Genomic DNA, 23236 nt, shown 5'->3' with positions numbered 1-23236 from the left:
AATCAGGCTTTAGAATTTCATATACAAGAAGGAGACGTTACCTTGTCAAAGATCATAAAAACCCTAACCATTGCCGGCAGTGACTCCAGTGGAGGCGCAGGCATTCAAGCTGATTTAAAAACCTTTGAGGAGTATGGCACCTATGGCTTCAGCGCTTTAACGACCATTGTCACTATGGACCCGGATAACGGCTGGCACCATAATGTCTACCCGATTGACTCTTCCATCGTGGCGGAGCAACTGAAAACTATCTTTGCTGGTGGACCTGTGGACGCGATGAAGACAGGGATGTTGGGCAGTGTGGATATTGTGCTTGTTGCGGAAAAAGCGATCAAGGAAAACCTCCAGACCAATGTGGTCATTGACCCGGTTATGGTCTGCAAAGGTGAAGACGAGGTGCTGAATCCGGAGAGCGCAAATGCCATCCGTGATTTGCTGCTGCCGCTGGCTACCGTAGCCACTCCCAACCTGTTTGAAGCAGGGGTGCTCTCAGGACTGGGCAAGCTCACAACCATTGAAGAAATGAAAGAGGCTGCGCGCCTGATCCATTTGCTGGGAACCCAAAATGTCGTTGTCAAAGGCGGCAAAGCGCTAGGTGGAGACCTTGCGATTGACGTCTTCTTCGACGGCTCCGAATATACTGTACTTGAGACCGCCAAGATTGAACCTGCGTACAATCACGGAGCAGGCTGCACGTTTGCAGCTGCCATTACCGGCGGCCTGGCGAACGGCCTGTCCGTGCATGACGCAGTAGTCAAAGCGAAGGATTTCGTCTCCGCAGCCATCCGCAGCGGTTACGCCTTCAATCAATATGTCGGTCCTGTATTTCATGGCGGTTACCGCCTGGAACAGTAGGACAAGCCGGGGCTGTAGGACTGCACAGGCAGGGCTGTAATTCCCTGACTGGATATGCGTCCCTCAACCTGCTACCTGCTTGCTATACGCATAACAAAACCGTGCCCCGTATAAGGTGGCACGGTTTTTGTTAGCCTATTGTAAAAAAACCGTTATCGCGCTGCGCAAAGCAGCATGATAACGGTTTGTTCTATACAATCGAAGCTTCAGAGAACCTCAAGGCTTATTTTTGAGCGGCTGACTTCCCGGCGATCTTCTCGATGAACGAAATGAGCTTGTCCTTGTCTTCATCTTCACCAAGGACCCCAATGATGACGTTTTTGGAATTATGGTTGAGTGGAAGCGCGGACACAAACGGTGAGTCTGTGATGTCTACTCCGTACAGCTCCTCCTGTCCGCTTTCTTCGTTCTTCCCCCATTTCAGGCGTGAATCGTCTTTGGCAATTGCCCCGTCTGCTACGATGGCCTCTAGATTCCCGAAGCCATCCTGCCCTCCGATCCATTCCAGGGTTGCTTCATCCAGAATGAGAACATCCGGCTGATTCGCCGCCAGTTCTACAACGGCCTTCTGCATATAGTTCATATCAAACGTATCCGAACCGGGTCCTGTTTGAGGGAGATAAACGATACTGGCCTCTACCCGCTTCCAATCAGGGTATTGGGCGATAACTGCCTTTTCCAGATCATCCGTCTTACCATCCGGGTCCTGAACCCCGAAATTGCCCAGGAACATGATTTCCGCATCAACCGGCGGCAGAGAGGCGAGGTATTTCTTATGCTGCCAATTATTATAGAGCGCGTTCCCGCCTACAGCCAGTACAATAACGATAATAATGGATACTATTACATGTGTCTTGTACAGCCGCATAAACCGTTCCCATTTACTCGCAAAACCGGAAAGCTTGCCGTATTTCGCCAGTCTCTGCTCTTCGGCTTCCTGAATCTCCTGCTGGTCCAGACTATCCAGAATAAACTTGAAGGCCTGAAAATCCTCCTCCGGCGCCGACCTTTCGTCATCGGAAGCTTTGGAACGCCGCCGTTTAAGCAGCAGATCAAACCGTTTATTTATCTCATCTCTGGATACGTTTTCAGACAACCCCACTCGTTCATATGCCTTCTTCAGCTTCTCATTCACATTAAATTTCTCCTTTGGTATGTATGATGCCCGCCCTGCTTCGCCGCTGCCTTCTCTGTTCTTCGCTGCGTCTACTCTTTCATTATATATTTTACTGACACTCGACACAATTTCTCTCTGAATGTTCTGACATCTGTTTACGAATAACTGAATGCGTCCACTCAGAATTCCGGATGAATCCCCTCTTGCTTTCATCTCCGCTACTAACTTATTATCTGTTAACCTCAGGTATATTTCTCACTTGACCCTTAAAATAAAATGTTTTATTCTATCCTTTAACTGATCTATTATATGTTTTGGGAGAGTGCGAAATTGATACAGCTAAAGAGATGCGGTTATAATGTCATCCATCCCGAAGGGTTTACGATAGACCGTCCCCATGGCTCGGGGGATTATCTGTTTTTAATGTTCCGCAGTACCATGGAGATACAGCTACAGGGCCAAACGATCATCGCCGACAAAAACACCTACATTATCTACAAGAAAAGCAGCCTTCAGTTCTACCGGGGGGCCGGATGTCCGATGATCCATGATTGGTTCCACTTTGAGATGGAGGATGCCGAGGATTTCTTCAGTCAGCTGAATCTTCCGTTTGACACGCTGATCCGGGCGCATGACCCGTTCTATATTTCCAGAAAAGTGAATGATATTCAATTGGAGCATCTGCAAACCGGCTCGTTCCGCAGCGAAATTATTGATTACACGATCCGTTGTTTTTTTATGAAGCTGAGCGATATCCGCAATCATGTGGAAAATCACGAGCAAATCAGCAAATACTACGATCAGTTTCTGGCTCTGCGCAATGAAGTCTATAACTCGCCCTGGATTTGGTTTACCGTGGATCAGCTTGCAGAGAAGCTGCGGCTCAGCCGGTCGCATTTCCAGCATATGTACAAGCAGATCTTCGGAATCCCGGTCATGGTTGACGTCATCCACAACAGGCTCGGGTACGCTTCGTATTTGCTGGAGAACACTTCCTACCCGGTAAGCCATATTGCTTCCGCTTGCGGCTATGAGAACAGCGTGCATTTTATGCGGCAGTTTAAGAAGTTCGTCGGGCTTACCCCAAGCCAGTTTCGGGTGAAATCCGCAGGGCCCGTCCCCTAACACCAGCGCAAAAGAGCGGATAAAACAGCAGAAAGCGCCTGCTTCCCGGGAAGCCAAGCGCTTATGTCTATTCTCAGCTATGTCTTTCGCTGGTGTGTTAAAAGATGCCTTCTCGCTGGGTACGATCTATAGCGGAGCAGGATTATTATTTCTTCTTGGCGCACTGGTCATGTTGCCGATCATGAACCAAAAAGCACCGGATCACGCACATACCGCACAAAAGACATAATATCGAGACCACCTCTATAAGGTTTAAATGAAGAAGAACCGGCCATCAAAAAGTGGCCGCTTCTTCTTCATTATGGATAAACCTAAGAAGCAGGTGAATCTTGCGGGAATAGCGTTTCAAAATCAATAGAACCGTCCGGTAAAAGCCGGGTCAACAGGATTTTGTAAAGAATTGCGGCTTCTTCTTGATGATTTAACGTCTCTTGTGATTGAAAATCAATGGAACCATCCGGCAAAATTTCGCCCTGGGGACCATAGTAGCCGAGCGCGACCATCAGCTTAACGGCGGGAATAGCGAATTCATCTGTAATTCCGGACAACTTAACCTTCGAATAAAGTGATTCTTGATTGGCGGTGGGGGAGATATTTCTCCACACTATAAGCGCGGCTTCTTGACGCGTTATAGGTTTGTCAGGATGATACAATCCGTTCCCGTCACCTAACACAAATCCCGCTTCTGCCGCGAGTTGAATATACTTCCCATATGGATGGTTAACTGCATCTTGGAACATGACCGGATTGTTACTTCCGTGTATCCCAAACAGAGCAAAGAAATCACGAATGAATTCTCCGCGGGTGACAAGCCGTTCCAGTTGAAACGAAAGTGCAGCATCATTTTCATAAAAACCGACCGACTGCAGTCCTCTAACATATTCAGAATAAGAATGATCCGCAGCAACATCGATGAATCCTTGTGCCTTAGCACCAACCACATAATTATCGGTAAGGCCACTATACTTTAAGTAGTCTTTTCCGTTCTTTCCTTGTTTAAAAGCTGCAAACTTGCCTTGCTCGTCCGTAAATATTCCAGCGGCAGTTTGCTTTAATTTTTGTTTCGGTAGTGCCATACACTCCAACCAATAATCACCATCTCCTGCTTGAGAAATTTTGGTTATAAATGCCGCAACCCGGGGGTCTATATAAATACCACTGTAATCGATGTCTTGATTTCCAGCACTGTCAGAGTCAAATTTAGCGGCTTCACCATACTTTGGGAAAAAGTGGTTCATAAATGCAGGATAAAAAACATCACGGATAACCCCCAGTTGATTGTGAACGACAAAAACGGCTGTGTCCTGTTCGGGGATAAACCAGATATAGGCACCATATCCATCCATACCGCCTTCTTTTGCAAAGATATGCGAGCTTGCACCAGCACCTGGCAACTGGGGAGGGGCTTCAAAGCCATAAGCGCTGTCAGGCAGCAATGGGTGGATATAAGAACGATATTGCATCATCTCCTGGATCGTATGGGCAGAGAGGAATTGCCCGGAACCCGTTTTGCCGCCATTCAGAAAAGCTAGCATAAATACGCCGAAATCACTGGCAGTAGATAACATACCGCCTTGGGGCATTATGGTAGGGTAATAGGCATAATCAGGAACCGGATTTCCATCTATGCCATAGCCCGTAGCGAGCGCTTCTCTTAACTTGCCTTGGAACTCAAAACTGCTGTTATTCATCCCGAGCGGTTGGAAGATGGTCTGTTCGACGTAAGTCTGAAAGGGGATGCCGCTTATCTTCTCTACGATATATCCTTGCAGCATAGAGGCAAAGTTATCATACATATAAGTAGTTCCAGGTTCCCGGACAACCGGTGGCAAGGTTAGGCGGACATAATCATCCAGCTCCACTCTGGTGTCGTAATCGGTGTGCGTATCTTCTGGCCGTACTTCGCGGACCTCAAATCCGGTCGTATGGGTCAGCAATTGCTCAATCGTAACCGGATTCGGATAAGGATTATCCTGTTTGAGATCACCCAGATAGTTGGAGATATCATCCTGCAAACCAACTTTTCCTTGCTCTACCAGTTGCATTAAGGCAATTGCCGTAAACAATTTACTAACAGAAGCGACCCGAAATACCGTGCTATTCGGATCTACCTTTTGCTGCTTTTCCTTATTGGCATACCCGTACCCTTGTTCCAGAATGATCTGGCCCTCTTTGACGATCACCACTGCTGCTCCTGCATAATGCTCTTTGATCTCTTTCCGTTCAAATAATTCGTCCATAAAAGCTTGAGCGTTAGTTGGTGTCAGATCTGCAGCAGCTCCAGCTACAGCTTGGCGTTTGTTCACGGCTTCAGCACTGTTACCTGTGATATTCATTTGACTGTCCTCCATATGCTTTTTTGATTATTGGCGGCTATAACTCTTGTAGTTTATCAAGAGATTTCAAACCGAATGTAAACGGAATCTTTCGTGAATCTTACATTATTATTGAGCTTCATAAGGATTCAACGCTCAAACAAATAGACCACCCTTGGGCGGTCTATTTGTTGTTCCAAACCTCTATTTCTTCATACTAATCTGAAAAACATCTCCTGCCTCGCCGCCGAAAACAATCATCCCGTCTTTTGGGAGGGCGACTGGCTTATCTTTATTAAAGATAGAGGAGTACACAAGCATTCCTTTCTCATCGTAAACGACGAATCCTCCGGTTGCCGGAGCATCAACGCTCATCATTTTAGCAGCCGAATTGTCACCGATTTTGAACCATACGGCATGACCGCTATCCTCAATCGTGCAGATCGACGTTTTTCCGCCGTAGATCGAATTAACAGCATCCTCACTAAGATAAGACTGCCCATCTATCGTCAAATACTCTTTGTTGTTCACGGTATGGAAGCTCAAATTGAAGGCATCCCTTCCGTTCATAACCGGAATTTCAACGGCATTTACAGCTGTATGCTCATCAACAATTTTAGTGCCTGATGCATAGCCATTTTCACTATCCACAGCTATATTTTTGACTAAGATGGCAGGGGAGAGATAGAACAGAGAATTGATCTTTTCTCCCAACTCATAGTAATTTTTACCGTTTCTTTTTTCCCATGCGGCTTTGGTTGCTGGCTGCAGAGGATTGGCATCAAGCTTCTGGTATTCATAGGTGACCATAATCGTTTGCCCGATTCCAGGGATATCCACATAAGAATTAAGCTTAATATAAGTATTTCCATTCGATTGTTTGTCAAAGCTTATCGACACATTGCCGTCGTTGTTTTTGAATTGTCCTTTGCCTGTATACACATAGGTTACAGTCAGTGGCCTATCTCAGCTGTTATCGCGGCGTGCGTACATGGAAAATTTATAATTATCGCCTTCTTTTACCGGGATGCCGCTGTTAAAGCCCAGATTCATGATGCCGACTCCGCCGCCCTCCGACACAATGTCGATGACAGCATAATGGAGATTCCGGGCATTTAAAGCTTCTTTGTCTTCCATAGTGATTACAGCTTGCCCGTCACCGCGTATCACCGGTTCCCAGGCAGTCAGCGCATGGTAGTCAGCCTTGTCTATGGGATCAAATTCAAAGGACCGGTTCTGGACCAGTTCAGCATACAATCCGCCGTCCGCTGCATGGTTGAGATCCTCGAAGAAGATGCCGAACAAATCGCTGAGTTCCGCCCCGCCCCGCCCCGTATGGACTGTTAATGTTCCTTCTGTTTTCATTTTTTCACCGCTTTTCTTTTGATTAATGATTATATTAATTAGTTAGTTATTATATAAATAATTATAGTCAGTACTCTTCCTATCCGTCAACCGTTCAGCAGCGGCAATGGCAGATGCCCCAAGGCCAATGATATAATTTATAAATCATGAAAAATGAAGAAGACGAGGTAACATCAACGTGTATAAATATCTGAAAAGCTTCCTGCAGGCATGGGCGGACTATCCGCTGGAGAAAGGCAATTTTATCGGGAAGCGGTACAGAATTATAGCGCAGATTGGCGTTGGCAGCTACGGAATTACCTACCGGTGTATGGACGAACAGGAGCAGCAGATTGTAGCTGTGAAGCAGGCCAAGCCGAGCAAGAAAGGAATCGGGCAAAAGATGCTGGCCTGGGAACGGGAGGTCATTTCACAGCTGGAGCATCCCTTCATCCCGGCCTGCCGCGATTATTTCAGCGAGAACCGCTCCTATTGGCTGGTGACCGATTATGTGGAGGGCAAAACGTTAGAGGATCTGATCTTTGCAGACAGCCGGACTTTCGGAGAGCAGGACACGGTGAAGTGGACACTGGCGCTTATGGAACGTGTGCAATATGTTCACTCAAAGGGTTTTGTTCATCTGGATATCCGCATTCCAAATGTAATTATGCGGGGTGAAGATCTCTATTTGATCGACTTCGGATTAGCTGCGCCGATCGGCGGCAATGACACAGCAGCCCGGCAGCAAACAAAAACAGGCTTCAACAGCGTAACGCCGTCGAAGCCTGCAACCATACAAGGTGATCTATTTGATATCGGACATCTGATGCTGTTCATGCTCTACTCCCGTTACAGCCCCACATCCGGTGCAGCTGAAGGCAGCTGGATGGAGGAGCTTGAGCTCTCACCACAGCTGGAGCCTATTCTCATCAGGCTGCTCGGTGAAGGCGCACCTTATCAGAGCACCTCCGAGTTTGTCTCCGAACTATCGGCAAGCCTCCCCGGGCTGAAGTCTTAACCGCTCAGCTCGAGTGGCTGCCGTATCTATTCTTATAATATTTATGCCCTTTATGACCGCTGCCATGACGGTAGTCCGAAGAAGAACCTCCCCGGGATCTCGGTCTGTCACTGCTGGAATGACGGGAATACTGTATTTTCTTATCGGAGCTGGAATGACGGGCATACCCTTGCCTTCCCCGTTTGCTGCTGGAGTGTTTATGCTGGGAATGCTCAACGGAATGAATCACCTTTTTCAGCAATTTCTTAAACATACCATCGCCTCCTCTGTAAATTGGCAAGACCACTTATGTTCGTATCAGGATACTACATGTATATGCAACAAAAAAGCTAGGGTTTAGAATATACTTAAAATTAGAACATATTTTTTGCTCTAGTGCAAATTTGCAGGGATTTGATCGGTTCGGTATCAGCTTGGACACTCCATCAACAAGAACATCATCTCTTGTTCTCCATTGTTATTTACGAACTCCCCTGCCGGCTTAAAGGCGCTTCATATCACCATTTCACGATTTCCCGCGTATCCTGCTCTTCCATGAGCCGGATTGTATAATGCAGCATCTCATCTCTCCTTTACAATAAACAGTCACTTATCCTCTACCTGAGTTTACACGGTTTACGGTACAGAAATAAACCGGCGAGAACATTCTCTCGCCGGTCGCTCCCTTAGGATCCGATAGGATCCAGCTTCTGCTCGCTTATTCCACGCTGCTGCTGATCAGGATGGACAAGGCACTCTTCGACTCTAGACGGAAGGTTAGCACCTCTGTTCCCTGCAGCTTCACAGCAACATTCTCCGCCTTCCCGCTGTCATTGAACAGCACGGCAGCAATGGACTGGTCCGTATTCTTGAAGGCAACGGAACGAATCACCTCGTTGCCCGAAGCGGATGCAATACGTACAGCCTGCGGGCGGATAATTTTGCTGAAATGAGCCAGTGCGTAATAATCCAGCGTATACACCAGCTCCCGGGTCTGCTGGTTGACCTGCACGATTCCACGGCAGGTGCTTGTGCCAAAGCCTGGGACCGTAGGGCCGTTATGTTCATCCAGTGCCATATTCCACAGGATAAACGATTTGCTGTGATTGTTGAGAATTTCAATCCCGGTCCGCATGACATTCGAGAAGGCCTGCTCAAACGGCGGAATCCATTCTCCCCCGGAGCCTTCGGTAAAATGCACCTCTTTGCCGGCAAAGGCTTCAAAAACCTCGGATTGGGCCGACGGTTTCCCGCCGTACCAGTGCCAGGCCACACCGTCTACCTCTTCATTCGCCTGCTCTAATACTGTCAGCGGATAGTCGGGGCGATCCCAGTTGTGATCATAGCTAAGAATTTTGGTCTCCAGCTGATGCGCTATAAATGCGGGTTTTAAATGATTTTTAATAAAATCGATTTGCACCTCGGGTTGCATCAGCATGCTTGGATAATGAGTCGGTTCGTATAAGGGCTCATTTTGCGGAGTGACCGCATAAATTGGCAGCCCTTTGTCACCGTAGGCCTGAATGTAACGCACGAAATAGTTCGCATAGGTGCCGTAGTGTTCTTTTTTCAATTGTCCGGCTTTCATCGATCCATTCGTTTTCATCCAGCCGGGAGCACTCCAAGGTGAAGCAAACAGCTTGATCGCCGGATTCAGCTTCAAGGCCTGCTGCAATAAAGGGATGATGTCCCCTTCATCATGAGCCACTGAAAAACGGGTCAGCTCCGGATCGGTTTCCTGTTCGGGCAGATCGTTATAGCTGTATAAGGTTCGGGCATAATCGGATGCCCCCATCGGATTTCTTAATACAGACAGGCCAATTCCGTCCTGCGGATCGAACAGCTTGGTCATGACCTCTGCTTGCTGCTCCGCATCCAGCACCTGATGGATCAGATAAGCAGCCGAATCCGTAAAGGAAGCACCGAAGCCATCCATCTGCTGGTAGGTTAGGTTGTCATCAAGGGCAACTACACTAATCTCCGCTCCCGAATCAACAGGTATCAGCTGCTCCGGAGACTGTTTCTGGAACAGCTCGCCTTCTCCTTTAGACTGGTAAATCAATAGCTCACGCATGTGTTTCCCTCCAGTTTCTATATTTTGGACTCATGCTTGTTCACAGATTATTTGATGCCCAATTTTTCTTTGTTCAGCTTCATCTTTTCACTGCGGATTTCCACGATCTTATCCCAACTGTTGGCATCCAGGAAGGATTTGTAGCCGGCAAGGGTATTGTCGAACTCGGCTTCGCTCTTGGACCGGATCATGCTTACCAGCGCTGTGTTCCAGTTCGTATTGATTGCTGTTAATGCCCGTGCTTCCGGGGTACCTTGGTCAGGGTTAATGTTCTCAAGAATGAAATGCGGTTTCAGCTTGCCTTTGCCCCATTCCTGCATTTGTTTAATAGATTCAGGGAATGCGTCGTCGCTGATAGATTTATGACGGTCATGCCCGAAGAACATAAATTCACCCATCCGATAGTCTTTCTTGAATTTATCCGCATTGTTGAGCTGCAGGTCTTTAATGGCAGGCAGCAATTCCACCTTGCCCTGATCGTTTTTCTTATAGGTTTCGCCTTCAATACCGTAGTTCATCAGCATCTGGCCTTCTTCGCTGAGCAGGTAGGTGAACAGCTGAATGGCTTTGGCCGGGTCCTTGCTGTCTTTTGTAATGTAGCTGATCATCCAGCCGGTAATCCCGGACTGATTCAGGGTTGGCTGATTTCCAACAGTGCTTTGCGGACCGTCAATGGCAATATACTCCTTGCCCGGGTTGCCGCTCATGAAGATTTGCAGATTGCCCCCTTGCTGAGGTGTGCCGTCAAGGAAAATGGTAGCGTATTTGCCGGATTTCACTTTTTCCTCAAAAGCTGTTCCGTCATCGGCAAAGCTGTCATCGCTGATATTCCCGTCCCGGTAGACGGCATTAAGTGTTCTCAGCCAAGCCAGATAATCTTCATCCAAATTGCGGTTGTAGAATCCGCCATTGCTGTCTTCCAGCGGCACCCCGATAAAGTCCTGCAGTACATCGCCCAGGGATCCGCTGCCTTCACCGATAGAGTTGAAGCCGAAAGGAATCATGTCCGGGAACTGTGTTTTGATTTTGCCCAGTACACTTTTGAATTCTTCCGGGGTTCCCATGCTTGGCTTTCCAAGTGCTTCGTATACATCCTTGCGCACAATAAATGCTGTTTTGGCCGGGATGTTACCGCTGTCATAATCGGCTTGTGTATTGGAATAGTTCGGATAGCCATAAGTTTTTCCATCCTTCAACTGGAACCAGTTCAACGTGTCCTGGGCAGCAACCTTATTGAAATACGGATCATATTTTTCAGCCAGATCATTTAACGGAACCGCCCAATTTGCGGCTTTTTGCACGATTTGGGAGTTCGAGTCAAAGATGGTCAACAGGTCCGGCATTTTGCCCCCGGCAAAAAATGTGTTTAATTTGGTATCGTCACCGGTAATGAATTTAATATTAATATTCAGATCCTCTTTGATCTTCTTGGTCACTACATCCTTGCCGAAATCGGTATTCCACCAGTCTGCATTCACATACCAGGTAAGCTCAGTGGTTTCTTCCTTTTTGTCCAGCGTCCATGCCGGTTTTTCCGGGTCCGGTGTGTAACGGTCTTCTATGGATACCATGTTATTTTTAGATCCGCTTTTGGAATTGCCGCCTGATCCGCAGCCGCTGACCACCAGCATGACAGCCATCAGTGAAATACACAGCTTGAGCCCTTTTGTAGCGAATGTTCTGTTCATCTTTTTGTCCATTGTGTAACCTCCCATTTTTTGTAAACGCTTACTTGATACTTCACACCTGTCTGCTTTTTCTCTACAGCTCTGCAAGTGACCTCTACTCTTTTACCGCCCCCATCATCATGCCAGAGATAAAGTACCTTTGTAGCAATGGATACATTACAACAATCGGCAAGGTGGTAATGACAATTGTCGCAAGTTGAACCCCTTTGGTGGTCGTTTCGATCACAGCTGATCCTCCGATATTCTGCATGGATTGCGTTTGAGACTGCACAATAATTTCATACAGCTTCATTTGCAGCGGATATAAGTTTTGATCGGTAATATATAGTTTGGTAGTCATAAAGTCGTTCCATTGTCCGACACCGTTGAATAAGGCAATCGTAGCCATGGCTGGCATGGACAGCGGGATGAATATTTTGAGAAAAACACGCCAATCGCCAGCACCGTCGATCTTGGCTGATTCTTCAAGCGAATCCGGCACATTTCTGAAGAAATTCATCAGTATGACAACATCGTAATAGCTGAAGAGTGCGGGAATAATGTAGACCCAGAAGCTGTCGAGCATTCCCAGGGATTTGATCAGCAGGTAGGTTGGAATCATCCCGCCCGAGAAAAACATGGTGATGACGCCCATAGCCACGTACAGCTTGCGGCCGCGTAAATATTTTTTGCTGAGTGCATAACCGACCATCGCACAGAAAAATACATGGGTAATGACGCCGATCAGCGTTTTGGACACCGAGATAAAAAACGATTGCCAGATGCTGCTGTCCCGGAAGACGGCGCGGTAATTTTCCAGTGAGAACTCTTTGGACCAGAATATAAATCCGCCTTCCGCCAGCGCCCGGCCTGAACTGAGTGAAGAAATAATGACATTCCACAAAGGGACTAGAATAACAACGGTAACAAGCACTAGCAGCGTTATATTAATGGCATCGAAGATTCGGCTGTCGAGATCTTCCTTAACCGCCTTTCGATTCATGGGAAGGCCTCCTTCTATAGGACTGATTGATTGTCATTCAATTTGCTGGTAATCTGGTTGGCGGTCAGCAGCAGAATCACCGATACAATGGATACGCCCAGCCCAACGGCGGTAGCATAGGAGAAATCACCCTGTGTCATCCCCATACGGTACACGTAGGAGTTGATGACTTCCGCTTTAACCCGGTTTTGCGAATTCATGAGTACGAGCGTTTGATCCAGGTTTGATCCCAATAAACCGCTTACAGTTAAGATCAGATTTAAACTGATAATCGGCTTCATGTTAGGCAAGGTAATATTCCAGATTTGTCTCATCCGGCCTGCGCCATCAATTTTGGCTGCTTCATAATAGGTAGGATCGATCTTGGACATGATGGCCAAATACAGAATCGTTCCCCAGCCTGCCTCTTTCCAGATATCCGACAAGGTGGCAATCCACCAGTACTTCCCGGCATCCAGCAGAATGTTCTGCGGCTTCGAGATAATTCCCAGATTAAGCAGCAGCTCATTGAACAGTCCGGTAGTCGAGAACCAGGTAATCAGCATGCCGCCGAGCACGATCCAGGACAAAAAGTGCGGCAGATAGGAGATGGTCTGTACCCATTTCTTGAAACGTCCCATGTTCAATTCATAAATCATAATGGATAGAATGATAGGAATAACAAAGCCGATGGCCAGCTTCAGAAAGCTGATTCCCAAAGTGTTGATGACCGCGTCCCAGAAGTATTTGTCGGATAGAATGATTTTGAAATTATCCAGTCCGACCCAAGGAGCAGTATCCAGCGTATCAATGACCGTGTAATTCTTAAAGGCAATGGACAAGCCATAAATCGGAATGTAGCAAAAAATAATCATAAAAATGATGCCCGGGAGAACCATGGACTGAATCTCCCATTGTCTCTTATAATCAACCACGAATTCTTTGATCTTTTGCCCCATTGATCTCTTCCCGGCTGACGGTATGGTGGCTAATTTATTCACATTCCGCACTCCCCTCGTATGAAAGTCCAAGCTATAAAAACGTTTTTATTTTTGACAGTAAAAACCCCCTAGCGCATAATTATAAAAATAGACCGGAATTGTTGCTCCCTTGTTGCCCTCTATCTCTGCTTAATTCCGGCCGATCTTCACTTGACTAGAACCCCGCACGACCAGTTCCCCGGCCAATTTCTGTGCCTGTCCCTGCTCTTTCTGCTGAATCATGCGGACCAGGTGGTCTATGGCCATAATTCCTTGTCTGGCGATCTGATTGCGCACCGTGGTAAGCGGTGGTGAATAATACGGAGCGATATCAATATCATCGAACCCTATTACGCTGATGTCCGAGGGGACTTCGTAGCCATAGGTCTTCAATGCCTGAATACATCCCATCGCACTCACGTCATTTCCGGCTAAAAAGGCATCGGGTATATCGTCAGGATTGAGGTGGAGATAGGATTTCACGGCAATATAAGTACTTTCTTCCTCAAAATAACCTTGCAGAATATACTCATCCTTAATCGGCAGCCGTGCCTCACGCAGGGCGGCCAGATATCCTTCCTTACGCTGAACACTGTCCAGCATCGTATCCACCCCGGATATGTAGGCAATTTTTTTGTGCCCGAGATTGATCAAGTACTTGGCAGCCTCATAGCCAGCGATATAGGAATCGAATATCACACTGCCCATCGTTTCGTTCTCGATCACCCGGTCCAGGAATACCGTCTTGATCTTGTCTTTCAGCATCACGTTGATGTCATCATCATCAATTTTGAGTTCTTCGTAAATAATGACCCCATCCACGCGCCGGCCCAGGATATTGCTCATGATTACTTGTTTATCCTTGGTAACAAACACATTCAGTCCGTATCCTAAACGGTCGCACTCACGGGCCATGGTTTCAACCAGCTTATAAAAATATGGACCCGTAACACTTGTAGTGAAGAACCCGAGCATCTTGGTCGTACCGGACTTTAACAGCTTGCCGTTCAGGTTGGGAATATAATTCAACCGCTGAGCAACCTTGAGCACATGGGATTTGGTCTCTGGACTCAGCACATCCACATCATTTAATGCGTTGGACACGGTAGAAATAGAAACGCCAGCCTCTCTGGCAACGTCCTTGATTGTTATCTTTGCCATGAAATTCGCCCTTTGCTATAAAAACGTTTTTATAAATTTAAATTATCATAAAACCGTTTTCATTTCAATAGTTAATTTGAAAACATTAACAGCCCTCCGGCAAACCGAAAGGCTTGGTGAAACCCTACTTCTCCACAAAAAGAAAGTACCTCTAAATAGAATTAGTTGCTTACAACGGCAGTCCATCCTCCAGCTTGCTCAGCGCTTCATCCAGCACTGCAGCGAAATCCGCTTCCGGGTGCTCTGCATAATGGAGCATGACCGAGATGTTCACACCGATGACCGCTCCCGCAAAAGTGCGAACTGCGAGATCATTCGGCTGACGGCCAACACGCCCCGCTACCATCTCCGCAATCAGCTGCATCATCTGCGTCATGCTGTTCATCATCGCTGACCACAGCTCGGGAATCGCAATCACAAGCTGATTCCGTTCGCGCATCGTATCCAGCTCATCTTCAGACATATCAAGCACCTCGGACATCATGGCGTTTTTGAGCGCGTGGAGCGGACTAAGTTCGGACGGCTGTGCCTCAAAGGCAGACACGAGCAGAGGATCATAATTATCACGGGTCAGCACATCCTCCTTGCTTGAGAAGTAACGAAAAAAAGTGCTGTAGGAAATTTCAGCAGCTTCGGCAATCTGTTCCACAGTGGTTGACTTATAGCCTTGCTCACGGAACAGCCGCAGGGCATGCCGTTGAACCTCTGCCATGGACTTCGCCTTTTTACGTTCACGCAATCCCATATTTCGTTTCCCGCCTGTAGGCATAGTACACACATCCTGTCCTGTTAAAATTAACTTGTAATGAATTTTCCCCTTATTTCCATATGTCAGTTCACAATAAGTTCTACTACTCCCTGTCCCCCGTCCACAATTACACGGTCGCCGGTCTTCAGCCTTACTGTCGCGCTGCCGCAGCCGACAACAGCCGGGATCCCCAATTCCCTGGCTACGATAGCCGCGTGCGACAACGGCGCACCGATATCGGTTATAATGGCCGCAGCTCTTGGAAACAGCGGTGTCCAGCCCATATTGATCGTCGAAGCCACCAGAATTTCACCAGCTTGAAACTGCTCTCCCTCTTCCGGTTTGGCCAGTACACGCACCCGCCCTTCAACCCTTCCTGCGGCACCGGCAGAACCCTTCAGCCTTTCGGCATAAGGGTATTCAGATAAGAGAATAGGTTGGGAAGCATCGTAGTAATCCAGCCGCCGGTGCGGATCCTTGGCCCACTTGAACGGTTCAAAACGTCCCCGGAGCATCGAGGGCAGCGGCGGCAATGACTGATACCTTACATACGTTTGCTTGCGTGCAGAAAAATATTGTACAGCAGTCAGATTGCCTGTGGCAAGCCAATCCAGAATCTCATCCAGATATAGAAAAAAGACATCCTCTCCAATTCCCGCAAGCTCACCCGCTTTAAGCGCAAATACGCGGTTCACCCGCATCGTTCGGGTCCATTCGGAACGTACGGCTTCCCGCAGCCGCGGGCCCTCCGAGGCTGCCTCTATCCGCCGGGCAATCCGCTTGGCCTGTGCCGGGTACTGCCGTTCGAACGCCTTCAAGGCTTCTCTGCTCCGGACCCGCTGTCTCTGCAGGATGTCCTCCACGTCCATAGGGGCCTTGCGGAACTCAGCGATCTGCTTGTCCAGCCACGCGTCATCTTCTCCCGGGTCAGGATACGATAATTCCATTTCATTTGGTCCCCGGTGGCCATACTTCACAAGGTATTCCTTCCGGCTCATTTCTCCCTTTATTACTCTGGATATTCCGATCAGCGGTCCCAGGCTTTCCAGCTGGGCGGCTTCTCCGGCGTTGGACAGCAGCATATTGGCCTTTTCTTCTCCGACTGCCTCGCTGAGCTGCTTATGCAGCTTCTCAAACTTCTGCATTTGGGCAGAGGGCGCTTCCAGCGCCGACCACAGCGCCGTGACATTCTGCGGCCACAGCTCCTGCCTCCAGAGCGACAGCAGTTCCTCGCGGGTTGTTGCAGCTTGGAGTCGGGTTGTCAGCCGTCTGCACCACTCCGGTGAATCTTCCAGGAACTGCGGAATGGTTCTAACGGTCTCGCGAGTTTGTTTCATACTGTGCATCATCTTGGGAAGCACTGTCTTGAGCAGCTCCCGTTTGGTAAATGGATATACCGGCAGAGCCATGCCTTCAGGAAGCTCTCCAAACACCCGGCTCATTTTCTTCCATATCGACTTGGTGTTCAGTCCAAATGCCGAGAACATTGATACGGAAAGACTAACATTAGTGTACACCCTTCCGCAAATATTGCCGGACATTACATAATGCCCCGGTATAATATTGTACTCTTCATCCAAGGAGCGCAGGATAGACCAGGTCAGAGGTGTTAAGACACCGGAGATGGATTCTCCCACATTGGTATTGGTCCAGAGAAAATCACCGGCCAGCGAGTCGTTGATCTCGAATGTATTGCGGTTTCCCGGGTTCAAGGTCGTAACCGGTCTCGTCTGCAGGAGATAGACCCGCCCCTTTGCGACCGCCCACTCGATATCTTGGGGAGCTCCCAGCTCCCTCTCCAGCCGGCATGCGTACCGGTATAACTTGGCTGCATACCGCTTGAAATCACCCGGGCCTTCATAATGTCCCCGGTTCCTTGCCAGTGTGAAAGAATAAGCGTTGCTCTCACCTGAAACTAACTGTTCTCCCAGTCCATAGACATAATTCCCCGGCAGAACCGTGCGGCTGCCTGTAATGGGGTCAGCGGTGAACAGGACTCCGGAGATTTCCGAGTGAATCATCAGCTGCACGACAATGGCAACCTTATGGGAGGAGTCCATGTCCTGCATGGAGCTGTAGACTTGAACCCGTTCGCTATCCTTTGATTGATACACCGTGTACATAGCTTCGCGAATCTGTTCGTCTGTCTCCACGTCCAGCACCGTTTCGAATTCCCCGGCAAAAGATGCCTCCGCCGAATCTTCACTTAAGGCCGAAGATCTGACTGCAAATCGTGCATTCTTATGTGACATGCGGATTTTTCGCAACCTGGCTGCACTTTCAGTCCAAACCTCTTCCTTTAATTTATCGCCCTCAAAGGCCGAAGGGAAGACAACAAATCCCTCCGGCACAGGATATCCCGCCTGAAGCATTCTGGAGAGCATCGCTCCCTTACCTCCTGCTTCGACATATTGCTCCGGGCTTAGCTCGGTGAATCCTCGGATCATCTGTCCCATATTCAATTGCTCCTTTTGATATATTTGAAACTTTATTTATTTTGATACTTAGTTTTTTCTAATACTTTATTCCATTATTGTGTTAACCGTCAAGCTTTACTTCATCTATCTAGAGCCTGTCTTCAAACTGGAAGAGCTTTGGGGAAGCAGGGATTTAGTATTGAAAGTAGGGTCCCTAAAAGCCCACAGCGGGTTCGTTTACTCGGACGGACTCAGGAGGCGCTATGGAGAGTAAAACACCTGTTTATTCTCTTTTGCGGACCCAGGCGACCTTATCTGCTCTGCATTCTATCTAAAAACGGCCAGCAGGGAGAAATAACTGCGCTGGAGTCCGTTGTCCTCCTGTAACAGGCTAAAAGCCCCAAATAAGTGCAACTCGGTCCGTTCGTGCTCAGAGCCAGGAATACACTTTCCGGACGCACACACACGCCTTCGGAAAAAGAGTGAAGTCTTTGAAACACCGAGCCGTAAGCCTCCACCGAAAAAACTACCTAGTGGCGAAACGCCTTTCTCCGCGTGTGATCAGAAAATGGTACTGTACCCATGATTCCATAGGGCATACAGCAGCAGGTTTTGGCGGGGAAGCGGTTTGAAGACACGCCCTAGTTGATTAATTTCGTCAACAAAAAGGGTGTTCTCAGCGGTTATGAAATAGCTGCTAAGAACACCCTCGTTTGGTGAACAGGATAGGCATGAGCACTTGGTGCGAATGGTCCGCGACCGGACCGTTGTTCCAATCACTGTGGTCCACACTATTTTGAACTTGTTTTGCAAAATATCAACGGTTTCGATAGAATAAAATTAATTTATTACATGCCATCAAATATTTTAAGATTGTAATATCTAGCCCATCGAGATATTAACATTCCAGAAGGAGGGTTGTCTTATGTCAAGTCATGAACAAGATCAACCTACGGAGCTGCAGGAACAACTCACCCTACTCATGCGTGGACTGGGAACCCGAACGGTAATCTATCAGCAAAACGTAGCCGCTTCCCTCGGGTTATACAATAATGATTTTTTATCCATAGACATCCTGCGCGAGAAAGGTCCCATTACGGCCGGGGAACTGGCCAAACTGACCGGGCTGACCACCGGCAGCGTTACCGCATTAATTGACCGGCTTGAAAAAAGCGGGTATGTCCGCAGGCAAAATGATCCCAATGACCGCCGCAAAGTGATTATTGTCCCGTTGTATGAGAATAAAGAAGAGGTAAGCAGCACCTACCTCAAGCTTCACTCGGAAATGCTGAACCTTGCTTCCTCGTATACGGCAGAAGAGCTTGAACTCATTACGCAATTTTTGGGCAAGGCAAGTATGGTTCTGGAAGACCAGATTTATCGGCTTAGCTCTGCTACACTCAGCAAGCCCTCTTCCTGAATCCTCTGCTGCCACAAGTGGAAACGGCTTCGCCGTCTTCAAAAGGACGATATCCAGCGGTCGAATGGCCCCGGGATATCGTCCTTTTTTTCACATGCGGGATTGCTGCAAAAGCCATCTTTGCTTATTAAAACGGCAGGCCGGCATAAGCATTATGACTCGGACTATCGTTGATATGCGAATTTTCGGACAGCTTAACTGCGAAGAATTTGCACCATGGATTCAAAGCCGCTGCTGGCCAGATGAGGATGTCTCAAGCAGGCTCTCCGGTATGTCTTGAGGATTTCGCCGTGAAGCGGATGTTCGGCCGGAACCCCTAACCGGGAGGCAAGCACTGCGCTTAAACCGGCAGTCCGAATTTCTTCCTGGAGAAGCACGGCTTCCTGATCATTAGGGTCGTCGAAGAGAAGTGCGGAAGTAATGGCTGACACCAGATACGAGGTCTCTAGACCAAGCTCATGGGCAAGCATGGCAGGCCGGAGCAACCGGTCATTTGGCGAAAGCTTGCGAAGCGGGGAACGGGCTACGCGCGATATTTTATCGTTGAAGTTCGGGTTGATGAACCGGTCCATGATCTTATTGATATATCTGTCGTGCGCCGCAGGATCAAAACCATATAAATGGACCAGCAGCGCGCCGGTCTCCTGCAGTACTCCGCGGACACGGTCCCTAATTCCGGGGTCGGACATCGCCTCCTGAATGCTGGAGCAGCCCTCCAGGTAACCAAAATACGCTGCGCTGCAATGCCCGGTATTCACCGTAAACAGCTTCCGTTCAAGATAGGAATCGAGGGAGTCTACATAATGGACGCCTTTGATTTCCGTATAATCAGCGATTAATTCGCTGCGGGGAATGACCCATTCACTGAACGGCTCCACTACGATTTCCAGCGGATCTTTATGCGTCTGTACTGGAACGATGCGATCCACCATAACATCGGGGAAGGCGACACAGCGGTCTGCACGCCCCTTTAAAGGCTGCTTTAAATGGCGGTAGACCAGATTTTTAAGCTTTTGGCTGCTCCCCACGCCATTCTCACAGGCAATAATATGAAGCGGCTTCGGATAGGCGTTGCTGTTTAGCCTGTTCTCGATACCCTGCGCGATGGCTCCGGCAATGTCTTTCAGCGCTGTTAGCCCGACCGCTGTCGTCACGATCTCAGCCTCTGCTACAGCTTGGGCCACCTGTTCCTGATCCTTCAGATGAAGGGCGGTTACATTCTCCACAATAAAGCGGTCCCGCTCATCATTGGCAAGGGTAACGGGATAGCGCCCCCGTTCCTGCAGCTGAGCGATTCTCAGCTTATTTCTTCCGACAAAACAAACCTCATAACCGGAGTCTGACAGCACTGGACCGATAAATCCCCGGCCAATATTGCCCGCTCCAAAATGTACGGCTCTCAAATCGGTGTCCCCCTTAAGTAATTTCAACTCTTTATAATTTCACGAATTATAGTTGTTATACGCAGAAATTAGTACACTGTAGTGTTTTATACCTGCACACCAGAGATTTCGAAGCAGCTCCGGGAAATTACGTGATCGAAGTCCAGAAGACTCAGACTTTCGGTCTGATGATGCGGCATATCAAATTCAAGAAAGCGGGTAATGGCATTCGGGATCACCACACAGAACATTCCGGCCGCAGCTGCAGCTCTTGCGCCGTTTGGCGAATCCTCGATAGCGACTGCCTCATGTGGTTTAATGTCAAGAGAGGACATGACCTGGTTATACAACTCCGGATCAGGCTTCACCTTCTCCACATGATCGGAGGTGCGGATGCTCTCGAAATAATCGCGTATGCCCAGCAGCTCCAAATGCCGTTCCACCCAGTCCATAGAGGAGCTGGAAGCAAGGCCAATCCGCAGTCCGGCGTCCTTGGCAGCATCCAGATATTGCTGAATTCCCGGCCGCATCTGTTCGAGCTCCATCAGCTTGCTATGCCTCTGCTGGACCGCTGTTCTGAATGCCCTCCGGTCAATAGGCAGCTTAAGGTCAGTCATCAAATATTCGTAGGGGTCAAAGCTGTTATCACTGGTGCCTATGCAGACAGAATACTGTTCCAGCGACAGGTCTACCCCATGCTCTCCATAGGCTTCTCTAAAAGCAGTAAACCAAGCCGTTTCCGTGTCGATAATTGTTCCGTCAAAATCAAATATAATCCCTTTGATCAAATCAACCATCTCCCTCGCAGTAGTCCGGTAAGCTAAGCTCACACAAAAGTGTGCAATTTGCCTCCAAAAATGCTTCCGGCTGGCGTCTGTCTGTAAAAACCATAACAAAGGTTTTCTGGCCGCGTCAACCGAGGCAGCTTATCTTCCATCATATGAGGACGGTTACAATTGTACAAAAACGAAACCGGGACAAGCCTAAAAAAAACGCTTTCCCGTTCGCTCCTGTTTGCACCAAAAAAACAAAAAAAACCTTTCTGTACAAGGGATTTCGCCTTTCTATGCCTTGCACCCGGGACTCTGCGTATGATGCGTTTCAAGAAGACCGGCAATCCCACAACAAAAAAATTTTCTACTCTGCTGATTTTGGCTTGGTCCCGTATGCCTTGCCGCGGGCAAGTTTAGCTTTGACTTTTCAAAACTTTCCGGGTTATACTTTATCTACGCTTAATTTCCAGCCTTTGGGCAGGAAAGCGGGGGAACCAGTCTTTTGGGGCGAATCATTCACAGAATGTAGGGTACCATCTTACCCGAGTCCGTCAGCTAACCTCGTCAGTAGTGGATGGGTCTGCTTTTTTAGGTATATTCATAACCAGAGACCCTTGCTAAGGGTCTCTTTTTTGTATTCTCATGACCCTGCTGGCAGCAGTTTGGCTATCGACCTCAAGGCTCCCTTTCTTCTCACACTATGAGACCAAGGAGAGATGCAAGTGCAAAAGGTAAGGTACATAACGGATATCAACAAGGTTGCCATGCTGTCTGAAACGGAGAAAGAAAAGCTGAAGGAGATCACCGACAAATTTGCCTTTCGGGTCAATGACTATTATCTGTCGCTCATCGACTGGGACGACCCGGGTGATCCGATCCGCAGGCTCGTCATTCCAAGTGAAGGTGAACTTGCGGAGTACGGCTGCTGGGATGCATCCGATGAGGGAATGAATTATGTAGTACCGGGATGTCAGCACAAATACAGAACAACGGCCCTTCTGATTGTCTCCGAGGTGTGTGGAGCTTACTGCCGCTACTGCTTCCGCAAGCGCCTGTTCCGCAATGATGTGAAGGAAGCACAAACCGATGTGGCTCCGGGCTTGGAATACATCAGGAATCATCCAGAGATCAATAATGTGCTGCTTACCGGCGGAGACAGCCTGATTCTCTCTACCTCCAAGCTGCGCTTCATCATCGAAAGTCTGAGATCCATTGACCATGTGAAGATTATCCGGCTGGGCTCCAAAATCCCCGTATTTAATCCCATGCGCATTTATCAGGACGAAGAACTGCTGGAACTAATCCGTACCTATTCATCGGAGGACAAACGCATTTACGTCATGGCGCATATTAATCATCCCAGAGAAATAACGCCCGAAGCCAAACAAGCATTCAGAGCACTCCATCATGCTGGGGCAATCGTGGTTAATCAAACGCCGGTGCTGAAAGGCATCAACGATGATCCGGCGGTACTCGGAGAACTGCTCGACCGGCTGTCCTGGGCCGGAGTCACTCCCTATTATTTCTTCGTGAACCGGCCCATTGCCGGCAACCGCGAGTTCGTTCTGCCGCTGGAGCGTGTCTACAACATTGTTGAGGAAGCCAAGGCCAGAACCTCAGGTCTGGGTAAAAGAGTCCGTCTATCCATGAGCCACTCCTCCGGTAAAATCGAGATACTGGCGATTGAAGACGGCAAGGCCTATCTGAAATACCATCAGTCCAGAGCGCAGGAGTACGGCAAATTTATGATCCTGGAATGTCCACCGGATGCGGAATGGTTCGATGATCTTCCCGGCAGCGAGAAGCACTGGACCCATCCTGCTTCCACTTCCCAGATCCCGCAGCTCCTATAAAAGCCAGCACAGTCCCCTTGTATCAG

General features: G+C 48.4%; 19 protein-coding genes and 1 riboswitch. Of the genes, 5 read left to right on the top strand and 14 right to left on the bottom strand.

Annotation, left to right across the window (positions count from 1 at the left end):
• Positions 1–42 precede the first annotated feature (42 nt).
• Positions 43–855 (top strand): bifunctional hydroxymethylpyrimidine kinase/phosphomethylpyrimidine kinase, encoded by an 813-nt coding sequence (gene thiD, locus ACQ76X_RS11135; protein WP_038590041.1) that lies wholly within the window; start codon positions 43–45, stop codon positions 853–855.
• A gap of 223 nt (positions 856–1078) precedes the next feature.
• On the opposite strand, the gene ACQ76X_RS11130 is transcribed toward thiD, so the two are convergent.
• Positions 1079–1990 (bottom strand): hypothetical protein, encoded by a 912-nt coding sequence (locus tag ACQ76X_RS11130; RefSeq protein ID WP_438493755.1) that lies wholly within the window; start codon positions 1988–1990, stop codon positions 1079–1081.
• 312 nt (positions 1991–2302) lie between these two features.
• On the opposite strand from ACQ76X_RS11130, the gene ACQ76X_RS11125 reads away from it, so the two are divergent.
• A complete protein-coding gene (locus ACQ76X_RS11125; protein ID WP_438493753.1) occupies positions 2303–3097 on the top strand; it encodes a helix-turn-helix transcriptional regulator in 795 nt (264 codons plus the stop codon).
• A gap of 311 nt (positions 3098–3408) precedes the next feature.
• Here the strand turns inward: ACQ76X_RS11125 and ACQ76X_RS11120 are convergent, their stop codons facing one another.
• From ACQ76X_RS11120 to ACQ76X_RS11110, 3 genes are all read right to left on the bottom strand, one after another.
• Positions 3409–5433 (bottom strand): serine hydrolase, encoded by a 2025-nt coding sequence (locus ACQ76X_RS11120; RefSeq protein WP_438493751.1) that lies wholly within the window; start codon positions 5431–5433, stop codon positions 3409–3411.
• 183 nt (positions 5434–5616) lie between these two features.
• A complete protein-coding gene (locus tag ACQ76X_RS11115; RefSeq protein ID WP_438493750.1) occupies positions 5617–6354 on the bottom strand; it encodes a hypothetical protein in 738 nt (245 codons plus the stop codon).
• Positions 6355–6378: 24 nt separating this feature from the next.
• Positions 6379–6777 carry a hypothetical protein gene (locus ACQ76X_RS11110; RefSeq protein WP_438493748.1) on the bottom strand — a complete coding sequence of 133 codons (399 nt, stop codon included), beginning with the start codon at positions 6775–6777 and terminating at the stop codon, positions 6379–6381.
• 178 nt (positions 6778–6955) lie between these two features.
• On the opposite strand from ACQ76X_RS11110, the gene ACQ76X_RS11105 reads away from it, so the two are divergent.
• Positions 6956–7774: a serine/threonine protein kinase gene (locus tag ACQ76X_RS11105; protein WP_438493746.1), complete on the top strand. Its 819-nt coding sequence runs from the start codon at positions 6956–6958 to the stop codon at positions 7772–7774.
• 4 nt (positions 7775–7778) lie between these two features.
• Here the strand turns inward: ACQ76X_RS11105 and ACQ76X_RS11100 are convergent, their stop codons facing one another.
• The 8 genes from ACQ76X_RS11100 to ACQ76X_RS11065 form a co-directional block, all read right to left on the bottom strand.
• A complete protein-coding gene (locus tag ACQ76X_RS11100) occupies positions 7779–8027 on the bottom strand; it encodes a hypothetical protein (RefSeq protein ID WP_076113002.1) in 249 nt (82 codons plus the stop codon).
• 444 nt (positions 8028–8471) lie between these two features.
• Positions 8472–9827, bottom strand: a complete 1356-nt coding sequence (locus ACQ76X_RS11095) for a glycoside hydrolase family 30 protein (RefSeq protein ID WP_438493744.1) — start codon at positions 9825–9827, stop codon at positions 8472–8474.
• Positions 9828–9874: 47 nt separating this feature from the next.
• On the bottom strand, positions 9875–11527 hold the full coding sequence (locus ACQ76X_RS11090; RefSeq protein ID WP_341118581.1) for a sugar ABC transporter substrate-binding protein: 1653 nt from the start codon (positions 11525–11527) through the stop codon (positions 9875–9877).
• A gap of 82 nt (positions 11528–11609) precedes the next feature.
• Positions 11610–12497: a carbohydrate ABC transporter permease gene (locus ACQ76X_RS11085; RefSeq protein WP_076112991.1), complete on the bottom strand. Its 888-nt coding sequence runs from the start codon at positions 12495–12497 to the stop codon at positions 11610–11612.
• 14 nt (positions 12498–12511) lie between these two features.
• Complete coding sequence (locus ACQ76X_RS11080; protein ID WP_076112990.1) at positions 12512–13435, bottom strand: ABC transporter permease; 924 nt, start codon at positions 13433–13435, stop codon at positions 12512–12514.
• 171 nt (positions 13436–13606) lie between these two features.
• Positions 13607–14617, bottom strand: a complete 1011-nt coding sequence (locus tag ACQ76X_RS11075; RefSeq protein ID WP_341092158.1) for a LacI family DNA-binding transcriptional regulator — start codon at positions 14615–14617, stop codon at positions 13607–13609.
• A 169-nt stretch (positions 14618–14786) separates the two neighbouring features.
• Positions 14787–15386 (bottom strand): acyl-CoA-like ligand-binding transcription factor, encoded by a 600-nt coding sequence (locus ACQ76X_RS11070; RefSeq protein ID WP_438493741.1) that lies wholly within the window; start codon positions 15384–15386, stop codon positions 14787–14789.
• Between the two features lie 62 nt (positions 15387–15448).
• On the bottom strand, positions 15449–17821 hold the full coding sequence (locus tag ACQ76X_RS11065; RefSeq protein WP_438493739.1) for a PEP/pyruvate-binding domain-containing protein: 2373 nt from the start codon (positions 17819–17821) through the stop codon (positions 15449–15451).
• Between the two features lie 886 nt (positions 17822–18707).
• Here ACQ76X_RS11065 and ACQ76X_RS11060 point away from each other — a divergent pair.
• The gene (locus ACQ76X_RS11060) at positions 18708–19202 is read left to right on the top strand and encodes a MarR family winged helix-turn-helix transcriptional regulator (protein WP_438493737.1); all 495 of its coding nucleotides are present in this window, start codon (positions 18708–18710) and stop codon (positions 19200–19202) included.
• 194 nt (positions 19203–19396) lie between these two features.
• On the opposite strand, the gene ACQ76X_RS11055 is transcribed toward ACQ76X_RS11060, so the two are convergent.
• Positions 19397–20605 carry a mannitol-1-phosphate 5-dehydrogenase gene (locus ACQ76X_RS11055; RefSeq protein ID WP_438493735.1) on the bottom strand — a complete coding sequence of 403 codons (1209 nt, stop codon included), beginning with the start codon at positions 20603–20605 and terminating at the stop codon, positions 19397–19399.
• A gap of 86 nt (positions 20606–20691) precedes the next feature.
• Positions 20692–21372, bottom strand: a complete 681-nt coding sequence (locus ACQ76X_RS11050; RefSeq protein WP_438493733.1) for an HAD family hydrolase — start codon at positions 21370–21372, stop codon at positions 20692–20694.
• 431 nt (positions 21373–21803) lie between these two features.
• A riboswitch (cyclic di-AMP (ydaO/yuaA leader) is annotated at positions 21804–21942 on the top strand.
• 131 nt (positions 21943–22073) lie between these two features.
• Here ACQ76X_RS11050 and ACQ76X_RS11045 point away from each other — a divergent pair.
• A complete protein-coding gene (locus ACQ76X_RS11045) occupies positions 22074–23210 on the top strand; it encodes a KamA family radical SAM protein (protein WP_438493731.1) in 1137 nt (378 codons plus the stop codon).
• Positions 23211–23236 lie beyond the last annotated feature (26 nt).

Origin of the sequence: Paenibacillus sp. IHBB 3054 (genome assembly GCF_051594305.1) — a bacterium.
In the GTDB taxonomy this organism is placed as follows: Bacteria; Bacillota; Bacilli; order Paenibacillales; family Paenibacillaceae; genus Paenibacillus_AQ.
Note: the sequence above shows the minus strand (reverse complement) of the source record. Positions and strands in the feature narration are given on the sequence as shown.

Excerpts from the sequence above, each read along its gene's own strand:
- ACQ76X_RS11060 (WP_438493737.1), top strand. The coding sequence starts at position 18,708 with ATGTCAAGTCATGAACAAGATCAACCTACGGAGCTGCAGGAACAACTC.
- ACQ76X_RS11075 (WP_341092158.1), bottom strand. The coding sequence starts at position 14,617 with ATGGCAAAGATAACAATCAAGGACGTTGCCAGAGAGGCTGGCGTTTCT.
- ACQ76X_RS11120 (WP_438493751.1), bottom strand. The coding sequence starts at position 5,433 with ATGAATATCACAGGTAACAGTGCTGAAGCCGTGAACAAACGCCAAGCT.
- ACQ76X_RS11085 (WP_076112991.1), bottom strand. The coding sequence starts at position 12,497 with ATGAATCGAAAGGCGGTTAAGGAAGATCTCGACAGCCGAATCTTCGAT.
- ACQ76X_RS11080 (WP_076112990.1), bottom strand. The coding sequence starts at position 13,435 with ATGGGGCAAAAGATCAAAGAATTCGTGGTTGATTATAAGAGACAATGG.
- ACQ76X_RS11065 (WP_438493739.1), bottom strand. The coding sequence starts at position 17,821 with ATGGGACAGATGATCCGAGGATTCACCGAGCTAAGCCCGGAGCAATAT.
- ACQ76X_RS11045 (WP_438493731.1), top strand. The coding sequence starts at position 22,074 with ATGCAAGTGCAAAAGGTAAGGTACATAACGGATATCAACAAGGTTGCC.
- ACQ76X_RS11100 (WP_076113002.1), bottom strand. The coding sequence starts at position 8,027 with ATGTTTAAGAAATTGCTGAAAAAGGTGATTCATTCCGTTGAGCATTCC.
- ACQ76X_RS11090 (WP_341118581.1), bottom strand. The coding sequence starts at position 11,527 with ATGGACAAAAAGATGAACAGAACATTCGCTACAAAAGGGCTCAAGCTG.
- ACQ76X_RS11110 (WP_438493748.1), bottom strand. The coding sequence starts at position 6,777 with ATGAAAACAGAAGGAACATTAACAGTCCATACGGGGCGGGGCGGGGCG.
- ACQ76X_RS11095 (WP_438493744.1), bottom strand. The coding sequence starts at position 9,827 with ATGCGTGAGCTATTGATTTACCAGTCTAAAGGAGAAGGCGAGCTGTTC.
- ACQ76X_RS11070 (WP_438493741.1), bottom strand. The coding sequence starts at position 15,386 with ATGCCTACAGGCGGGAAACGAAATATGGGATTGCGTGAACGTAAAAAG.